The 17007-nt window shown below is 61.6% G+C and carries 19 protein-coding genes and 1 tRNA gene; 12 read left to right on the top strand and 8 right to left on the bottom strand.

Annotated elements, in window-relative coordinates; genetic code table 11:
• Positions 1–59: 59 nt before the first annotated feature.
• Positions 60–803, bottom strand: coding sequence for a histidine utilization repressor (gene hutC, locus ASE71_RS09640; protein ID WP_034806500.1), 744 nt, complete (start codon positions 801–803; stop codon positions 60–62).
• Between the two features lie 136 nt (positions 804–939).
• Here hutC and hutF point away from each other — a divergent pair, with 136 nt between their 5' ends.
• The 6 genes from hutF to ASE71_RS09670 all read left to right on the top strand — a co-directional run bounded on the left by hutF (position 940) and on the right by ASE71_RS09670 (position 7260).
• Positions 940–2316: a formimidoylglutamate deiminase gene (gene hutF / locus ASE71_RS09645; protein WP_060518540.1), complete on the top strand. Its 1377-nt coding sequence runs from the start codon at positions 940–942 to the stop codon at positions 2314–2316.
• Between the two features lie 36 nt (positions 2317–2352).
• Positions 2353–3387 carry an ABC transporter substrate-binding protein gene (locus tag ASE71_RS09650; protein WP_034806494.1) on the top strand — a complete coding sequence of 345 codons (1035 nt, stop codon included), beginning with the start codon at positions 2353–2355 and terminating at the stop codon, positions 3385–3387.
• A gap of 143 nt (positions 3388–3530) precedes the next feature.
• On the top strand, positions 3531–4388 hold the full coding sequence (locus ASE71_RS09655; RefSeq protein WP_060518542.1) for an ABC transporter permease: 858 nt from the start codon (positions 3531–3533) through the stop codon (positions 4386–4388).
• A complete protein-coding gene (locus ASE71_RS09660) occupies positions 4381–5208 on the top strand; it encodes a quaternary amine ABC transporter ATP-binding protein (protein ID WP_060518545.1) in 828 nt (275 codons plus the stop codon). The genes ASE71_RS09655 and ASE71_RS09660 overlap by 8 nt, the downstream gene beginning before the upstream one ends.
• The gene (locus ASE71_RS09665; RefSeq protein WP_060518547.1) at positions 5201–6682 is read left to right on the top strand and encodes an HAL/PAL/TAL family ammonia-lyase; all 1482 of its coding nucleotides are present in this window, start codon (positions 5201–5203) and stop codon (positions 6680–6682) included. Before ASE71_RS09660 ends, ASE71_RS09665 begins: the two co-directional genes overlap by 8 nt.
• On the top strand, positions 6679–7260 hold the full coding sequence (locus ASE71_RS09670; protein ID WP_060518549.1) for a HutD family protein: 582 nt from the start codon (positions 6679–6681) through the stop codon (positions 7258–7260). The genes ASE71_RS09665 and ASE71_RS09670 overlap by 4 nt, the downstream gene beginning before the upstream one ends.
• A gap of 21 nt (positions 7261–7281) precedes the next feature.
• Here the strand turns inward: ASE71_RS09670 and ASE71_RS09675 are convergent, their stop codons facing one another.
• A complete protein-coding gene (locus tag ASE71_RS09675) occupies positions 7282–7722 on the bottom strand; it encodes an acetyltransferase (protein WP_034806719.1) in 441 nt (146 codons plus the stop codon).
• 311 nt (positions 7723–8033) lie between these two features.
• On the opposite strand from ASE71_RS09675, the gene ASE71_RS35705 reads away from it, so the two are divergent.
• From ASE71_RS35705 to ASE71_RS09685, 3 genes are all read left to right on the top strand, one after another.
• Positions 8034–8192: a hypothetical protein gene (locus tag ASE71_RS35705; RefSeq protein WP_156133954.1), complete on the top strand. Its 159-nt coding sequence runs from the start codon at positions 8034–8036 to the stop codon at positions 8190–8192.
• 216 nt (positions 8193–8408) lie between these two features.
• Positions 8409–8774 carry a hypothetical protein gene (locus ASE71_RS09680; protein ID WP_034806483.1) on the top strand — a complete coding sequence of 122 codons (366 nt, stop codon included), beginning with the start codon at positions 8409–8411 and terminating at the stop codon, positions 8772–8774.
• A 174-nt stretch (positions 8775–8948) separates the two neighbouring features.
• Positions 8949–9677, top strand: a complete 729-nt coding sequence (locus tag ASE71_RS09685; RefSeq protein WP_060634950.1) for a hypothetical protein — start codon at positions 8949–8951, stop codon at positions 9675–9677.
• Positions 9678–9815: 138 nt separating this feature from the next.
• On the opposite strand, the gene ASE71_RS09690 is transcribed toward ASE71_RS09685, so the two are convergent.
• The 3 genes from ASE71_RS09690 to ASE71_RS09700 all read right to left on the bottom strand — a co-directional run bounded on the left by ASE71_RS09690 (position 9816) and on the right by ASE71_RS09700 (position 12198).
• Positions 9816–9892 (bottom strand) — tRNA-Met (locus ASE71_RS09690).
• A 135-nt stretch (positions 9893–10027) separates the two neighbouring features.
• Positions 10028–11281: a tRNA 2-thiouridine(34) synthase MnmA gene (mnmA, locus tag ASE71_RS09695; protein ID WP_051659745.1), complete on the bottom strand. Its 1254-nt coding sequence runs from the start codon at positions 11279–11281 to the stop codon at positions 10028–10030.
• A 167-nt stretch (positions 11282–11448) separates the two neighbouring features.
• Positions 11449–12198: a helix-turn-helix transcriptional regulator gene (locus ASE71_RS09700; RefSeq protein ID WP_034806462.1), complete on the bottom strand. Its 750-nt coding sequence runs from the start codon at positions 12196–12198 to the stop codon at positions 11449–11451.
• Between the two features lie 478 nt (positions 12199–12676).
• Here ASE71_RS09700 and ASE71_RS09705 point away from each other — a divergent pair, with 478 nt between their 5' ends.
• Both ASE71_RS09705 and ASE71_RS09710 read left to right on the top strand, forming a co-directional pair.
• Positions 12677–12952: a DUF1153 domain-containing protein gene (locus ASE71_RS09705; RefSeq protein WP_003527546.1), complete on the top strand. Its 276-nt coding sequence runs from the start codon at positions 12677–12679 to the stop codon at positions 12950–12952.
• Positions 12953–13158: 206 nt separating this feature from the next.
• Complete coding sequence (locus ASE71_RS09710; protein ID WP_034806461.1) at positions 13159–13440, top strand: GNAT family N-acetyltransferase; 282 nt, start codon at positions 13159–13161, stop codon at positions 13438–13440.
• Between the two features lie 327 nt (positions 13441–13767).
• Here ASE71_RS09710 and ASE71_RS09715 read toward each other — a convergent pair whose 3' ends face one another.
• Positions 13768–14118, bottom strand: coding sequence for a flagellar export protein FliJ (locus ASE71_RS09715; RefSeq protein WP_034806460.1), 351 nt, complete (start codon positions 14116–14118; stop codon positions 13768–13770).
• A 441-nt stretch (positions 14119–14559) separates the two neighbouring features.
• On the opposite strand from ASE71_RS09715, the gene ctrA reads away from it, so the two are divergent.
• Positions 14560–15261 (top strand): response regulator transcription factor CtrA, encoded by a 702-nt coding sequence (ctrA, locus tag ASE71_RS09720; RefSeq protein WP_025424706.1) that lies wholly within the window; start codon positions 14560–14562, stop codon positions 15259–15261.
• Between the two features lie 275 nt (positions 15262–15536).
• Here ctrA and ASE71_RS09725 read toward each other — a convergent pair whose 3' ends face one another.
• Entirely contained in the window at positions 15537–15899 is a 363-nt protein-coding gene (locus ASE71_RS09725) for a response regulator (RefSeq protein WP_034806707.1), read from the bottom strand.
• Between the two features lie 253 nt (positions 15900–16152).
• Complete coding sequence (gene chpT, locus ASE71_RS09730) at positions 16153–16803, bottom strand: histidine phosphotransferase ChpT (protein ID WP_060518553.1); 651 nt, start codon at positions 16801–16803, stop codon at positions 16153–16155.
• Positions 16804–17007 lie beyond the last annotated feature (204 nt).

Raw genomic sequence — 17007 nt, forward strand, 5'->3', positions numbered from 1 at the left:
GAGAATAGAGCGGGATCAAGGAAAAGATGTGCGGTTTCCCGATTACACCCACCCGCAACCTACTGCGACATGCCTTCGAGCCGATAGCGCGTGCCGGGATAGAGCAGCCGCGCCGTCGTCACATTGCCTGCGTCCGACCATGTGCGGCGCCGGATCATCAGGCACGGTTCGTTGCGGTCGATGCCGAGCAACTTGCATTCCCAGAGCTGCGGTGCGACCGCCTCGACGATCTGCTCGGTGCGGGTGATCGGCGCCATCGCCGTCAGATAGGCGTTCGGCGTCATCGCCTGGAAATCCTGCTCCAGATAGCGCGGGCAGATCGCCGGATTGACGAAACGATCCTCGATCTGGATCGGCAGGCCGTTTTCCGAGTGCACCATGATCGAATGGAAGACGCGGGCGCCGGTGGCAAGCCCGAGTGCATAGCCGATGTCAGGCGTCGCGACCTCTTCCTTGAGCAGCGTCATCAACGACGTATGGGCGTGGCCACGTTCATGGATCTCGTCGGCGATGTTGCGGACTTCGAGCAGCGCGGTGCTGCCCTTGTGCGCGGCGACGAAAGAACCGACGCCCTGCACCCGCGTGATCGCGCCTTCGGTTGCCAGTTCCCTCAGCGCCCGGTTGGCGGTCATGCGGCTGACGCCGAGGTCGGCAACGATCTCGTTTTCCGAGGGGATGCGATGATGGGCGGGCCATTCACCGCTCTCGATGCGGCTGCGGATGAACTGCTTGACCGCCTCGTAGCGCGGCATCGGGCCGTCTTCGAAAGCGATTGTCTCGTTCCGTTTTCCCAGTGCCGTCATCAACTCAAGCCCCGCCTTTCCGCGCCGCCGAACAAATCATGCGCATTCGCCCTCGAATCTTTTCGTTCATTTCACGCTTGCGCGCCAGCGTAAAATATCTATAGTTCCATATACAACTACGTACAGGAAAATGCACATGGCTAGTTTTCCCGTCAACCGGATCTTTGCAGAACGGGCTCTCCTGCCCGGCGGCTGGGCCGAAAACGTCGCGATTTCGCTCGACGCTTCCGGTCGCATCGCAACGATCGAAACCGGCACCACCGCCGCTAGCGGCGACGAGCGCACGGCCGGCCCGCTGATCCCGGCGATCGCCAACCTTCACTCCCACGCCTTCCAGCGCGCCATGGCCGGCCTTGCCGAAGTGGCGGGCAGCGGTGACGACAGCTTCTGGACCTGGCGCGAGGAAATGTATCGCACCGTCGGGCTGGTAACCCCTGACGACGTCGAGGCGATCGCCGCCAAGCTCTATATGGAAATGCTGAAGGGCGGTTTCGGCCACGTCGCCGAGTTCCACTATCTGCACCACCAGGCCGACGGCACCCCCTATGCCGACTCGGCCGAAATGTCGCTGCGCATTCTCGCTGCCGCCCGCACGACCGGCATCGGCCTCACGCATTTGCCTGTCTTCTACGCCCACGCCAATTTCGGCGGCGTCGCGCCCAATCCCGGCCAGCGGCCGTTCCTGCACGATCCTGATCATTTCCTCGCACTGCTTGAGCGGCTCGCGCCGCTCTGCCGCGACGCCGGCCATACGCTCGGCTACGCCATCCATTCGCTGCGCGCCGCAACGCCCGAGGAGATGCGCATCATCCTCGATGCCGCACCCGTTGCCGGTCCGATCCACATCCATGTGGCCGAGCAGACCAAGGAAGTCGACGACAGCCTCGCCTGGAGCGGCCGCCGCCCGGTCGAGTGGCTGCTCGATGAAATGCCCGTCGACGCACGCTGGTGCGCAATCCACGCAACGCATCTGACGGAAAGCGAACGGCAGCGTCTGGCGCGTTCGGGCGCCGTTGCCGGCCTCTGCCCGGCGACCGAGGCCAATCTCGGCGACGGCATTTTCCCGGCGGTCGATTTCATGGCCGAAGGCGGCGTCATCGGCGTCGGCACCGACAGCCACGTGGCGACCAGCGTCGCCGAGGAGTTGCGGCTGCTCGAATACGGCCAGCGCCTGCGCGACCGCCGCCGCAACCGGCTGGCCACCGGGCCGGGCGCCTCGATCGGCCGAACCATCTTCGACGCGGCGCTCAAGGGCGGCGCCCAGGCCGCCGGTCAGAAGGCGGCCGGCATCACCGTCGGCGCGCGCGCAGATTTCGTCGTGCTTGACGGCAGCAACCCCTACATCGCCGCCGCCACCGACAACCAGATCCTCGACCGCTGGCTCTTTGCACTCGGCGGCGAGACTGTCCGCGACGTCATGGTCGCGGGCGCGTGGAAGATCCGGAACGGACGCCACGACCGGGAGGACGATATCGACCGCGCCTTTGCGCGGGTGCTGATGAAACTGAAGTAATCGTCAAAGCCAAAAATCAAATCAGGGAACAGCTTAATGTCGATCAACAAATTGAAACTCACCCTGGCCGCAACCGGCCTCGTGCTCGCGGCCTCCACCGGCAGCGCCAGCGCTTCGTATTGCGGCGACGGCAAGACCGTCATGTTCGCCGGCATCGATTGGGAAAGCGGCGCCTTCATCACCGAAGTGATGAAGACCATTCTTGCCAAGGGCTACGACTGCCAGGTGGATTCGATCCCCGGCAACTCGGTGACGCTGGAACAGGCAACCGCCAATAACGACGTCCAGATCTTCGCCGAGGAATGGCTCGGCCGTTCGGACGTCTGGAACAAGGCGGTCGAGGAAAAGAAGGTCGTCGCCGTCGGCAAGACCTTCGTCGGCGCCAGCGAAGGCTGGTTCGTGCCGGAATACGTCATCAAGGGCGATGCGTCGCGCAGCCTTGAAGCCAAGGCGCCGGACCTGAAGAGCGTGTCGCAGCTCTCCGATCCGAAGATCGTCGAGCTCTTCGCCGATCCGGAAGAGCCCAGCAAGGGCCGCTTCCTCAACTGCCCTTCGGGTTGGACCTGCGAGGGCGTCAGCTCCGCCAAGCTCGAAGCCTACAAGCTCGGCGAAACCTATGTGAACTTCCGCCCGGGCACCGGCACGGCGCTCGATTCCGCCATCACGTCCGCTTACCTCCAGGGCGAACCGATCCTCTTTTACTATTGGTCGCCGACGGCGATCATGGGCAAGTTCAAGCTCGTGCAACTCGAAGAGCCGGCCTATAGCGAAGAGTGCTGGAAGGAGCTTTCGAGCGCCAACGGCAAGCGCGAGCAGGGCTGCGCCTTCCCGTCGGTCGACGTCTCCTACGGCGTCAACAGCACCTTCGCGCAGGAAGCCCCTGAAATCATCGCCATCCTCGAAAAGGCGACTTTCCCGCTCGACGCCGTCAACGGCAGCCTCGCCTACATGGCCGACAACAAGGTCGACGCGACGGCAGCGGCCGCCGAGTTCCTGAAAACCAAGGCAGATGTCTGGGGCAAGTGGGTTTCGGACGAAGCCCGCGGCAAGATCGAAGCCAGCCTCAAGTAATCGCGACCAGCCGCTGACTTGGGCTTCATCGCCGCGTCTAGCGCGGCGATGAATCCTGATCCGGCGGCCGGCCACATACCCGTGGCAAGTGCCGCCGGCGGCCGATCTGTGTCCGCTGGCAGCCCGAGCAAGGAACGCATCCGATGTTTCCGGATTCTCTCAATCTCTCCATTCGCGGGCCGGTGAACGATTTCATCCAGGCGCTGGTCAGCGGTTATGGCTGGGTCTTCAAGGCGATCAGCGCCGTCATTCTGAAAGCCGTTCTATTCATCGAATGGATCCTGCGCGGCCTGCCCTGGTGGGTCGTCATCCTGATCTTCATGGCGCTCGCCTGGCAAAGCTCGAAGCGCTGGACCCTGACGGTCGCCGTCGGCGTGCTGCTGTTCTTCGTCGGCGTGCTCGGCCTCTGGGACCTGACGATGCAGACGCTCGCCCTGATGCTGATGGCAACGATCGTCTCCGTCGTCATCGGCGTGCCGATGGGCATCTTCGTCGCCAAGAGCCGGACCGTGCGCAGCATCACCCTGCCGGTGCTCGACGTCATGCAGACGATGCCGAGCTTCGTCTACCTGATCCCGGCTTTGATGCTCTTCGGCCTCGGCAAGGTCCCGGCGATCCTCGCCACCATCATCTATGCCGTGCCGCCACTCATTCGCCTTACCGATCTTGGCATCCGCCAGGTCGACCATGAAGTGGTGGAAGCAGCGACCGCTTTCGGCGGCAGCCCCAACCAGATCCTCTTCGGTGTCGAGCTGCCACTCGCCGCGCCGACAATCATGGCCGGCCTCAACCAGACGATCATGATGGCGCTGTCGATGGTGGTCGTCGCCTCGATGATCGGCGCCCGCGGCCTCGGCGAGCAGGTGCTGAACGGCATCCAGACGCTCGACGTCGGCAAGGGGCTGGAAGCCGGTATCGGCATCGTCATTCTCGCGATCGTTCTCGACCGCATCACGCAAGGCTTCGGCAAGAGCCGGACGGAGGATCCCCGCAATGGCTGATATCGAGATCCGCAACGTCTACAAGATCTTCGGGCAGGACGCGAAAGCCGCGCTCGCCATGGCCAAGGAAGGGCTCAACAAGTCCGAAATCCTCGCCCGCTCCGGCTGCAGCGTCGGCCTCAACAATGTCAGCCTGACGATCGGCGCCGGCAAGATTTTCGTAATCATGGGGCTTTCTGGCTCCGGCAAGTCGACGCTGGTGCGCCACATCAACCGGCTGATCGAGCCGACCAGCGGCGAAGTGGCGTTCGACGGCAGCAACATCCTGGACCTCGACGCCAAAGCGCTGCGCACCTTCCGCATGCACCGCGTCAGCATGGTGTTCCAGAGTTTTGCGCTGATGCCGCATCGCACCGTGCTGCAGAACGTCGTCTACGGCCAGCGCGTGCGCGGCCTGCCCAAGGCCGAGGCCCGCGACATCGGCATGAAATGGATCGAGACCGTCGGCCTTGCCGGCTACGACGCCAAGTACCCGCATCAGCTTTCCGGCGGCATGAAGCAGCGCGTCGGCTTGGCTAGGGCGCTGGCCGCCGATACCGATGTGATCCTGATGGACGAGGCCTTCTCGGCACTCGACCCCTTGATCCGCGCCGACATGCAGGACCAGTTGCTGCAGTTGCAGCAGAACCTTTCAAAGACCATCGTCTTCATCACCCATGATCTCGACGAGGCGCTGCGCATCGGTTCGGAAATCGCCATCCTCAAGGACGGCCAGGTGGTGCAGGTCGGCACGCCGGACGATATTCTGGAACGGCCGGCCAACGATTATGTTGCCCGCTTCGTGCAACGCCGACAGGGACGGCCGGAAGCCCATGAGTGAGAAAGTAGTCCTCGATGCGCCGCTGACCTGGAAGCAAATCGCAGCGGTCGCCAATGGCGCACCGCTCGCGCTTTCCGATGCAGCACGCCAGCGCATCGTCCACGCTCGCCGGGTCGTCGACGCTCTGGTCGAGCGCGGCATCCGCGGCTACGGCATCAACACCGGTGTCGGCGCGCTCTGCGACGTCGTCATCGACCGCGAGAACCAGCAGGCGCTGTCGCGCAACATCATCCTCAGCCATTCCTGCGGCGTTGGCGAACCGCTCGCCCGGCCCGAAGCCCGGGCGGTGATGGCCGCCCAGATCGCCAACTTCGCCCACGGCTATTCCGGCGTGCGCATCGAGACAGTCGAGGCGCTGCTGGCACTGCTCAACGCCAACCTCGTCCCCGACATCCCCTCGCGCGGCTCGGTCGGCTATCTCACCCATGCGGCCGCGATCGGCCTCGCGCTGATCGGCCACGGCACCGTCGATGACGGCAAGGGCAAGATCAGCGGCGTCGAGGCGCTCGCGCGGATCGGCCTCAAGCCGCTCAGGCTCGAAGCCAAGGAGGGCCTGAGCCTTGTCAACGGCACGCCCTGCGCCACCGGCCTTGCGGCATTGGCACTGTCGCGCGCTACGCACCTCTTCGACTGGGCGGATGCCGCCGCCGCGATGACCTATGAAAACCTCGGCAGCCAGGCGAATGCCTTTGCCACCGGTCCATTGGCGCTTCGCCGCTCCAAGGGGCTGGATGAGGTCGGAGCATCCCTGCGCGATTTTCTCGCCGGCAGCCCGATGCTCGCCGAGACCGCCGGCACCCGCACGCAGGATCCTTTAAGCCTTCGTGCCGTGCCGCATGTGCATGGCGCTGCCCGCGATGCACTGGCCCACGTCGCCGAAGTCGTTGACCGCGAGCTTGCAAGCCTCACCGACAACCCGGCCGTGTCGGGCACGCCCGAAGCGCCGGAGGTGCATTCGCAGGCCCATGCGGTGGGCGCTGCTCTCGGCCTTGCCATGGACAGCCTGGCCGTCGCCGTTGCCGAAGTCGCTGCCATCTCCGAGCGCCGCATCGACCGGCTCGTCAATCCGCTGGTGAGCCGCCTGCCGGCCTTCCTCGCCGGCGATAGCGGTGTTGCCTCCGGCTTGATGATCGCCCAGTACACCGCCACTTCCCTTTCCGCTGAAAACCGGCGCCTCGCGGCCCCCGCCAGCCTCGATGGCGGCATCACCTCGGCGCTGCAGGAGGACATCCTGACGCATGCGACGCCGGCCGCCTGGAAGGCACTTGCCATCGCCGACAACCTCGAAACGATCCTTTCGATCGAACTGCTTGCGGCGTCGCAGGCCTATGACCTGCAGCCGCGTGGCCGCGCCGCACGCACCGACGCGCTTTACCGGCGCATTCGCTCGGAAATCCCCACCTATGCCGACGACCGGCCGCTCAACGGCGACTTCGCCCGCATGCGCACACTGATCGAAGGAGGCACGCCATGAAGGTGCTTCGCGCCAAAGACTACAAGCGCATGCCCTGGAAGAACGGCGGCGGTGAGACGGTGGAGATCGCCATTTTCCCCGAGAAGGCGTCGCTTGCCGATTTCGACTGGCGCGTCAGCATGGCGACCGTCGCCACCGATGGCCCCTTCTCCAGCTTCCCCGGTATCGACCGCACGCTGTCGATCCTTCAGGGCAAGGGTATGCGGCTGATGATCGAGGGTCGCGGGCCCGCTTTGATGACCGGCGAGACGGCGCCGCTCCCCTTCCCGGCCGACGTCGCGACATCAGCGACCCTCGTCGACGGTCCGATCGTCGACCTCAACGTCATGACACGGCGCGGCAGGCTCACGCACTCGGTTCAGCGACTGGCACTCGATCATCCGCGCAGGGCAGAAAACCTGGGGGGCACGACCCTCGTGCTATGCCACGGCGGCGCCGTGCGGTTGACCGCAAGTGACGCCACGGCCGACCTGGCAGCGGGCGACACGGCCGTGCTGACGGGCGCAGCCTCCTTAACCATCGAACCGGCGGCCTCTGCCGTCCTCTTCCTGATCACCATCGACAAGCCGGCCGCCTGATCGGGCGCCGTCTCGCGTCGTTCAGCCGCGCCTCAGATGCAGCAGGGGATAGGGCCGGCCTGCATCGTCGACAGGCGAACGCCCGACCACCTCAAAACCCATTCGCCGATAGAAACCGGCGCCGGACACATTCTGCTCGTTGACGTCAACCGTCAGCACCGGATGCAGGCTCATCGCATGCTCGACAAGCCGCCGACCGACGCCAGCGCCGCGCGCCTCGGCCTGGACGAAGAGCGAGTCGATCTGCGCCCCGCTCATGCCCATTAAACCGAGCGCCAGGTCATTTTCATCCGCGGCGATCCAGAACTCGGCGGCCGGCAGATACTGGTCGCGCACCAGGACCTCGATCGCAGCAAAATCCTCCGGCGTCAGGAAATCATGGGTGGCGACAACGGCGCTGCGCCAGATCTCGAAGGTGCGCGGAAAATCGGATGGACGGGAGGGGCGGATGGAGATGGTCATGATGCAATCGCTTCTGAAAATGCGGCAGCGCGAGGCGTGCCGCGCGTCCGGCTGTGGCCAACGCGACTTTGCGAGGGCGTCAGCCTGTGAAGATGTCCGGTCCTGATCCGGTCCCGGACCGCGCACCTTATCCGCAGCCCCGACGATCGCAAGCGATCTCCGCACCTGCGGTTTTCAGGCCACGCCGGTTAAGAATTCAGCAACCATATTCCATGTTCCCCGGGGAACAGCACGATTGACGCCACACGATAGTCTCCATGTCACGGTTCTTAGCCACACATCAACGAACGCAGGGACTGGAGGACAAGGACATGATCAAAACCGCTTTCGGCGTCAACGTCACCGTACTGGTCTTCTCGATCACCGTGATCGCCATCATGCACTTCGCCCTGTCCCAATATCGCGCAGCCGAAATCGCCAACATCGACCTGCCGGACTACACGACGATCACTTCGTCGATTCATCGCTGAAGCGACCTACCCCGCGGCGCCAGCCGGGCAGCATGCCTGACTGGTTTCTACGCACACCCTCTCAAGTCGCATCTGCAGGCGCTGCCATCGATGATGGCGGGGCCTTTTGCATCGATCATCGGCTCCATGTATGGCCAAAGGGATTATGATAGGGAACGCTGACTGAACGAATCGCCGCTCAAGACAGCGTTAGCAGCATATCCAGGAAGGCCCGAAATGACGGATCCGCAAAACGAACTGAAACTCAGCGCGTTCAAGTTCCACGAGCAGGCCGTCCGCGCCTCCGTCGGCGGAAAACCGCTCGCACTCGATGCGTTGGAACTCGGCGGCGAAATCCTGGTGGTACTGACCTGGCTCGGCAATTCCGAAAGAGGCCTGCGCAAGCCGGAATACGTCCTGCCCCTGAGCGCCGTGGCGCATCAGGCGCTGAGCAACGATCAGGACGCCAAATACAAATGGGCCATCGGCGCCCCGCTGCCGCAATCGCTCTTTGACGGCAGCGCATCAAGGCAGTTCCGCAGACAGTTCGGGGTCAAGAGCGGACCGGCGCTGACATTGCCCTTGAAGCCGCCGCACCATTGACGGCGATTGTGCGTGCCTCAGACGAGCGCTTTCGTGCCAGATCTCACTCATCAATCATTGCAATCTTAGAATCGTTAGAGATTGATGCCGTAACCGGCCAGCCACGAGCAGTCATCTCCAGATTGCGGAATGGAACCGTCCCCGCTTACCATGCGTAGGATGGGGGATATGCCTATGAACGACAGAGGCTTCTACATTCCGGTTCTAAGCGCGCTGACCTTGGCCGCCTTTGCACTGCTTATTCGCTTCTTTCCAGATGTGACGAACTGGGAGCTCTGCGAAGCGTCGAGATGCACCGTACAGGATTGGCTGGCAGCGACGGCCGGCTGGGTGGGATTTCTCGCAGCCGCAGTCGGCGCATACTTCGTTTATCACCAATTGGCGGAACAAAGGCGACAAACTGCATTCGCGCTCGGAGATGGCGATCCCGTCTTTCAGGTCCACGTCTACGCTTTCGACCACACACGTGCGGTTCTGCGCTTCATCAATTGGAACAGGCGTACCCTCGCCATTCACCGGATCAGGATCCGGTGCGCGGATGTCGCAATTCCCATGCCGATCAAGTTTCGCTGGTCTGAGGACCAATTCACGCCCGGCGGAGTCGTCAACGACTGCGGGATCAATGCGGCAGGATGGCTCAACACAGTGCCTGGCGTAGAAGGCTGGATAGACAGACAAGGTCGTCCAGATATCTTCGACTTCCAACTGCTCTTCCAGGAAGAAGTTGAAGACTTCATCGAACTCATTGGGGGTCTTAGCACTGCAACGATCGCTGAGATCATTGTAAACGCACAATATGAAGACGGTACGGAAAGACCGATTGATTTTAGGCTGAGGGTACCCGTCATCGATTTCCTGCCGAACACCGCAGCACGTGTACATTTGCACACTGCGGATGGCTAAGAGCATTCAAACAGAGTGCCCGCTTGGCGCCTTTTCAGCAACTCATCCAGCGCGCGTAATGAATCGACCACCTCATTCGCCCCGAGGTGGTAACGCATGCCGTACAAGCAAACTATTATCGATTCACTCGGGAACAAATGGTAGCGGAGGAGGGATTCGAACCCCCGACACAAGGATTATGATTCCTCTGCTCTAACCTACTGAGCTACTCCGCCGGGTACCGCGTCAGGGCTTCGAAGTGGAAGCCGTCTTGACCGGACGGGCGGCTTATACGGCCCGCTTCCGCCCACTGTCAACCCAAGTCTCCGGGAAAATGTGAAGTTTTCACAACAGCCCGGAAATCAAGGGCTTCAGGCGGCTGCCTGCGCCGAAAGCAGCGCCTTCAGCGCGGCTTCTGCGCCGGCTTCGCGTTCCGATTTGCGAATAAATCCGCCGCCATAAACGCGCGCATCCTCGCCGACGCCGGAATAGAGTGCGCAGGCTTGGCCGGGTGCAATACCGGCTTCGCCTTCCGCAAGCTCCACATAGATGCCCTCTTCGTCCATCGCGAGCACGGCAGGCGCCGGCTGGCGGGTGGAGCGCACCTTGGCGAAACATTCAAAGCCCCGCGCAGCGGCCACTTCGACGTCCTCATCACCCAGCCAGTTGACGTCGCGCAGGTAGACGCGGCGCGTTTCCAGCGCCTCCTTGGGGCCGACGATGACGCGGCGCGAGCGGGCGTCGAGATAGACGACGTAGAGCGGCTCGCCGGTCGCAACGCCGATGCCGCGGCGCTGGCCGATCGTGTAGTGCAGGATGCCCTCATGCGTGCCGAGCACGCGGCCGTCGAGATGCACGATCTCGCCGGAAAGCGCTGCATTCGGCTTCAGCTTCGACACGATGTCGCTGTACTTGCCCTGGGGCACGAAACAGATGTCCTGGCTGTCGGCCTTCTGGGCGACGACGAGGCCCATCTCCTCGGCGAGCTTGCGGGTCTCGGCCTTGGAGAGATGCCCCAAGGGGAAGCGCAGATAGTCGATCTGCTCCTGCGTCGTTGCAAAGAGGAAGTAGCTCTGGTCGCGATCGGCATCCGTCGGCCGGTAGAGCGCCCGCTGGCCGGCATAGCGCGGTTTCGGGCTCGGGCGCGAGCGGATGTAGTGGCCGGTCGCCAGCGCATCGGCGCCAAGCTCCTTGGCGGTTAAAAGCAGGTCGGCAAACTTGACCGTCTGGTTGCAGGCAACGCAAGGGATCGGCGTTTCGCCGGCGATATAGCTTTCGGCGAAGGGATTGATCACCGTTTCGCGGAAGCGCGCTTCGTAGTCGAGCACGTAGTGGGGAATGCCGAGGGTTTCGCAAACGCGGCGTGCATCGTCGATGTCCTGGCCGGCACAGCAGGAGCCGGCACGGTGCACGGCGGCGCCGTGATCGTAGAGCTGCAGCGTGATGCCGAGAACGTCGTAGCCCTCGCGTTTGAGCAGGCCGGCAACGACGGAACTATCGACGCCACCGGACATGGCAACGACGACACGCGTATCTTCGGGCTTGCGGTCAAAATCGAGACTGTTCACGGGATCCAATCCGGCCTTCGGGCGGCAACCTTGCGCCTGCCCTGTTTCACGCTTCATGCGATGCTTTGCCGAGGAACTCTCGGCACACGGCATCTTCGGCTCCGCGGCGGCCGGCATCAATCGGATGCATAGAGCGCGCCGCAGTACTTTCAGTTCCGCGACATATAGAAACTTGTCCGTCCGGCGGCAAGGCCGGCCGCTGCCGCTGCCCGGCCTTAAAGGCGTCAGATCAGCTTCAATCGCATGGCGCGGGCAATCGCCTGCATGCGGTTGACGGCATCGAGCTTGCGGGTCGCGCTCTTGAAGTAGCTGCTGACCGTGTAGGTCGAGATCCCCAGGATGATGCCGATCTCGTCGCTGCTCTTGCCGGCAGCCGCCCAGCGCAGACATTCCAACTCGCGGCTCGAGAGTTTTTCACGTGCCGTATTGCCGGTGTCGAAGGTGCGCTCCAGGCATTCGAAAAGCTGGACCAGCGTGAGATACAGCGTCGCCCGCTCGACGCCGGCAGGTGCCTCGCGGCGGCCCGAAAGCATGGCGATGAAGGGATCGCCGCCACTCGTGTGCAGCAGCACCGCGAAATGGCGCGCCATCTCCGGATGGGCCAGCAGGCGGTGCACCATGGCCTCGTCCGCGGGCTTGGCCGCAACATCAAGCAGCTCGGCCCCGCCGGTCACCGGCAGCTTGGTGAACCGCAACTTTTCGACCAGCCCGCTCGACTGGAAAGTCTCGCAGGCGTCGTACTGGCGCACCAGTTCGGACGGCCAGTTGCTGAGCACTAGCCGCTCGGAAAAGCGCTGCTGTTCGGCCAGCGGCATGCGCGCGATCATGAAATGGCCGAAGCCATAGCGCGCGATCAACCGCCGCATGAGATGCAGAAGTTCGTACTCGGTGCGGACGGTGGCCGTATCGATGTCCGAAAACATCTCCACCGTTTCAGCCTCGCGCAGCAAGGCCGGTTCATGCGATTCCTTCATCTGCGATCACCACATCCCCGGCGCCACCGCGCCGGTCGAGAGAAATACAAACAACGCCCCACATCTTCAGGAGCATGAAATTCACCCGACAGGCGAAATAAAACTGCCGCTCCCGGCCTGCCCGCGAAAGAAACGCGCCCGGTTGTGAAAACTATGACGATGCACCAAGAATGAATGCGGGAGCGTACATACGACGCTCATCCTTATTTCGGGGCTTCGTTACCAAAAATTTTAGTTAAAGTGAAATGTGGTATTTGCATGGCTCCCATGTCAATTCCGGGAGAATCCGGATTGTTCTCAAGCGTTTCCACAAGTCGGGGAAATATTGCCCCAAGATCTAAGGGGCGCCACACGCGGATAAAAGCCCGCCGGAAGTGTCTCAAATTATGAGCAAATTGTTACTTGACGCTTAGGCAAATGTTAAATGTGGCAGGCTAAGGTCACGGTCATATGGTCTTGAGTTTGTGTAGAGAGTCCCATGACCGAAATGATGCGACCACGCGTGAAATATGTCATCGGCCCCGATGGCAGCCCTCTGACGATTGCGGATCTTCCGCCGGCTAATACCCGGCGCTGGGTGATCCGCAGGAAGGCTGAGGTTGTTGCCGCCGTGCGCGGTGGCCTGTTGAGCCTGGAAGAGGCGTGCGAACGCTATACCCTTACCGTCGAGGAGTTCCTGTCCTGGCAGTCCTCGATCAACGATCACGGTCTCGCCGGCCTGCGCACCACTCGCATCCAGCAGTATCGCCACTAGTTCGCCCATCACAGGGCCATAGGTCGCGCGGCGGCTCCGGGTTTCCCGGGGCCGCCGCCGTCGTTTTTCCAGGTCCCGCGCGCACCGGCATTGGTTGCGTTTAACGAACGATCTGTCCTCCGGCGATGGCGGGGCAGGCGATTCCGATTTGCGGAAAACTGCGCTAGCTTCCACGCAGACAAACCCGTTCATCAAGGAAGGCTGCCATGGAAATTATGCACGAGGAAACCGGATCGCACGGCCGCTACTCGACATCAGTCGAAGGCCATACCGGTGAAATGACCTATTCGCGCACCTCGCCTCAACTGATCATCGTCGATCATACGCTCGTTCCGGATGCTCTGCGCGGCAAGGGTGTCGGCCAGGCGCTGGCCAAGCATGCGATCGAGGAAGCCCGCAGGGGCGGCTGGAAGATCATTCCGCTCTGCCCTTTCATGAAGGCCCAGGCGATGCGACATCCCGAATGGCAGGATGTCATCCAGGGTTGAGACAACCGCGCCGGCAGCCACGGCACAAATCTTAAATCGAAATCGCGACCCGCGTCTTGAAAGAGGCGCGGCCCTGCAGGTCCCAAAATGAGAAGACCCGCCCGGATGCCGAGGCATCGGGCGGGTCTTTTTGTCTTGTCACGATCGTGCCGGATCGGATCATGCCAGCCGCATGATCCGTCAAGGATGGAACCATCTGCTCCGAAACGGGCAATCGGCCCGTCCAACGGACAAATCCCCCTTGCCGGATCCGGCTCGGGGTTCAAATCACCCTTTGGAACAAGGCGTTACGGCCCGCTGCGCCGGATTATGGCGCAGGAGCCGCAGCTATGCCCGCAGGCGGGTCGACGTGTCCCGCTCTTCGAGGGCCGCCGCCTTCGCGTATTCGGCCTGCACTTCTTCGAGCGCGAGTTCGGCAGCATCCTGCTGCGTCTTCAGTTCGCGAATGGAAACCTGAAGATTGTCGGCTCTTTGACGTGCGGCCTTGGCGAAGGTGGGATAGGCGAAGTGCTGGGGATCGGAGATACCCGACTTCTTCTCCTCGAAAATAATCTGATTTTCCAGATCCTTGGTCATCCGTTCGAACTCAGCCATCATCATCTGAAGCTGGTTCAGCTGACGCTGCTTCTCCCGGACCTGAAATTCCTTCAGGCGGACAAGGCTCTCACGTGCTTTCATACGCAATACTCCCGTGGATAACGAGACCCCGGTTACTGATTTGCCCGCGAGCCGGCCCGAACAGGGCCGGAAACGAAAAATCTTCAGCGATATTAACAAAAGCCTACCGCTGGTAACCTTTCGTTTACGGGCATCGTTAATCATAGGCGTGATGATTTAAGGCTCCGTAAATGCTGAGGCACGAAATGTGACCGCCCCGGCATTAACGAGTCAGAAGAGTCAGATAACGGCATTTCCTCATGTTTCACATGAGATTAGCCGTTCTGGATTCACGTTTGAAATCAGGAGACTGCTAAAAATATTTAACAAACTCGATACACCTTGCCAGAGGGAATCAGAATTTGTTAACCATTTGGTGGCAGCCTCCAAATCAGGCAACGACTGGATCCGTATCGCGTAAGGGTGCCACGACAACCTTGGGCGGCGGAAAAGGGGAAGAATATGCGGGTTCTATTAATTGAAGACGACAGTGCAACGGCTCAGAGCATTGAGCTGATGCTCAAGTCCGAGAGTTTCAACGTCTACACCACCGATCTCGGTGAAGAAGGCGTCGATCTCGGCAAACTTTATGACTATGACATCATCCTTCTCGACCTCAATCTGCCGGACATGTCCGGCTACGAAGTCTTGAGAACGCTGCGTCTTTCCAAGGTGAAGACACCCATCCTGATTCTTTCGGGTATGGCCGGCATCGAAGACAAGGTTCGCGGCCTGGGCTTCGGCGCAGACGACTACATGACCAAGCCGTTCCACAAGGACGAACTGGTCGCTCGCATTCATGCGATCGTCCGCCGCTCCAAGGGCCACGCCCAGTCGGTCATCTCCACCGGCGAGCTCATCGTCAACCTGGATGCCAAGACGGTTGAAGTCGGCGGACAGCGCGTCCACCTGACCGGCAAGGAATACCAGATGCTCGAGCTGCTCTCGCTGCGCAAGGGCACGACGCTCACCAAGGAAATGTTCCTGAACCACCTCTACGGCGGCATGGACGAGCCGGAACTGAAGATCATCGACGTCTTCATCTGCAAGCTGCGCAAGAAGCTTGCAAACGCCGCCGGCGGCGCCAACTACATCGAAACCGTCTGGGGCCGCGGCTATGTGCTGCGCGAGCCGGATGGTGCCGAATACGCCGAAACTGCCTGATTCCCCGCCAGGGCTTGCACCGATCCCCGCATGATGCGGGCCCGACATTCAAGAGTTTCGCAAAACCCGCCTTATGAGGCGGGTTTTGTTTTGCGCGCAAACAACCACGCTTGCCGATCCTGCAATGCCCGGCGGATGCCAGGGTTGCGCGCGCCTGCACCCTCCCCTTCCCCGACGCTCGAAAATCTGATCCGCTCGCCCGCTCCGCACACAACAAAAAGCCGCGGCAAATGCCACGGCTTGATTTTGCTGCAAACAGATCAGGATAAGGCGGCTCAGGCCGCCATCGACTGGCTCGCGAAAACGCTGGTCAGGATCTTGCGGTCGAAAGGCTTCAGCAGGAAGTCGTCCGCGCCAGCGCGCTTGCCGGCCATCATCTTCTTCAGGTCTGCCTCGACGACGCAGTAATAGATCCGCACCGAAGGGCCGTTCGGCAACCGGCGAATATTGCCGATGAGCTCGAGCGCGCCTTCGAGACCCGCGTCGATGATCAGGATGTTCGGGAGTTCCGCTTCGCAGCGCACAAGCGCCTCGAGGCTGTTCGACGCCTCGTAAACCATGAAGCCCATGCCGGAGAGGATACGTTTTCCAACTTTCCGCACGACATCCGAGCCGTCGGCAATCATCAAACGTCGCATGTCCAACTCCCTTCGCCACTTACCTATACGCGTATCGGCATTCCTGAAACAACTCTATACAAATTTGGGAAAGATTTCGTTACGGAGTTTGCTTAACGAAGCTTTTTCATGCAGGATCAACACGCTGAAAACATTAAATTTTCCAGAATGCGAGCGAGATCGAAACGCATATGGCAGATACGTTTCCGCCGGATGCGATGGCACCCGGCGGCTGTCGAGAAGTCACGAAATCGGAATACCTGGCGCAGCCTAATTAAACCTCAGGCTGCATTTTGGCCGTAAAGATGATTTCCTCGCCGGTCGAGGTAACGGCGATGTCCATGCGCGCCTCCTCGCCGAGAAGCACGGTGTAATAGGGCTGGATCGAATGGGCATCGACCGCCTCTTCCGGCGTGCCGGACAGGAGTTCCACCAGCCTCGGCGGTACCCGCATCATCCGGCCCTTCGCAACGAGCGTGAACGCGGCGTCGAATTCCGGATTCTCGAGCGTCACGTCGATCGAGCCGCCGCGCGGAATGGCGCCGTAGGCAATCAGGAAGAGGTTCAGAAGCAGCTTGACCCGGTTCTTGGCGATGATCGCCCGCGGGCCGTGCCAATTGACCTCGGTCTTCTTCTCGGCAGCGGCAAAATCCTTGGCGGCCTTTTCCGCTTCGCCAGTGTCGATCGACGCGCCGACCGAACCCGAGGCACCGAAGGCAAGGCGCGCAAACTTCAGCCGGACAGAGGCGTTGAGCGCGCTCGTGCGGATGAGGTCCATCGCATCGGCATCGGCGCCGCCCTCGTCGAGCAGTTCCAGGCCGTTGTTGATGGCGCCGACCGGGGAAATGATGTCGTGGCAAACCCGGCTGCACAGAAGCGCGGCCAGATCGGGTCCCGTCAATGTCAGGTTCGGATTCGTTGCCATCTTAGTTCCTTGTTTGGTGCCATCGGCCGTCGCCTGGAGCACGCGCCGTGGTCACGCCGGTAAAGCCTCACGCGTGAAGACGCAAGTCATGAGCTGCCCGGCGCAGCCGTTCATCAGTGGAACATAATGACACCACATTTGGTAAACCGATTGTTAAGACCATCAGTTCAAATTGCATGGCATTGGTCCAGACCCCAACTGGCC

This window comes from Ensifer sp. Root954, from assembly GCF_001429005.1.
Lineage (GTDB): Bacteria > Pseudomonadota > Alphaproteobacteria > Rhizobiales > Rhizobiaceae > Ensifer > Ensifer adhaerens.